The following is a 1,088-nucleotide window of genomic DNA, read 5'->3' as shown; positions in this document are numbered from 1 at the left end:
AAACATCGAGTAGGGTGAGGCGTCACCGCCTCATCCCTCTCACAGAACCGTACATACGGGCCTCGTATACGGCTCATATACACAGTTATTTAGCGTAATTGCTAAACACATATCCCGTTTCAACATTCTCCAAGTTCATTAGCCCAAGTTCATCGAACCAACTGTTTGGCATCGCGTAGCTTGCTAAAGGACTGCGTGCACTGCACCAGCTCGTCATGTTGATGTGAGCGAACTTGCCTTTATAACCATGCTGTCGTAGCCAGCGATGGAGGCGGCTCGCCTTCTTCCATAACTTAAGTTGGATGCTGCGCAAGCGCCGTCTTAGCCAGCTTGCTATTTGCTTAAATGCCCTTTTAGCATTGGCTATCTTGAAGTAGTGACTGAACCCCCTGAGTAGTGGGTTCAGCGCATTAATGACTGACTGTAGCGGTATTCCGCCATTGCGTCTCGTCATCTGCTTTAGCTTTGTCTTAAACGCGGTCAGTTTCTTGGGTTGTATGCGGGTATGTTTCGTCCCAATTTCAACACCAAGGAATTTCACACCATCATCACTGTGAGTGATGTGTGTTTTATCCGTGTTTACGCTTAGCTTTAGCTTCTCTTCTAAGATATGTGTGGCTTGCGCTTTGGCATTCTCTGCCGCTGCACGACTGCTACACAAGATAAGGATGTCATCAGCATAGCGCACTATGCGGTGCCCACGTTGTTTCATTTCCTCATCGAACGCATCCAGATAGATGTTCGCTATGAGCGGACTTATTACCCCACCTTGCGGACTGCCTGTTTCTGTTTGCTGCCAATGTCCATCTACCATCACCCCACTTTGTAAGAACTGAGCAATGAGACTCAGCACGCTACCATCACGAACCCGCCTTTTGATGCTCTTAATGATAAGCGTATGGTCCAGCTTATCGAAGCACTTCGACAGGTCCATATCCACCACGTGTCGCCGTCCGTATCGACGGATGAACATCGTGGCTTTATTGATGGCATCGTGACAGCTCCGCTTCGGTCTATAACCAAAGCTTGATGGATGGAACTGCTCTTCGAAGATGGGGGTAAGGAGGTCATTCAAGCATTGTTGAACC

General features: G+C 48.4%; 1 protein-coding gene. It reads right to left on the bottom strand.

Annotated features, from left to right (window positions below):
- Positions 1-85 precede the first annotated feature (85 nt).
- On the bottom strand, positions 86-1,088 hold a 1,003-nt coding region (gene ltrA, locus MHN09_RS21295; RefSeq protein ID WP_239241845.1), incomplete at its 5' end, for a group II intron reverse transcriptase/maturase.

Origin of the sequence: Alteromonas sp. MmMcT2-5, from assembly GCF_022348315.1 — a bacterium.
GTDB classification, from domain to species: Bacteria; Pseudomonadota; Gammaproteobacteria; order Enterobacterales; family Alteromonadaceae; genus Alteromonas; species Alteromonas macleodii.
The sequence above is the reverse complement of the archived record's forward strand: the minus strand, read 5'-3'. Positions and strand labels throughout refer to the sequence as shown.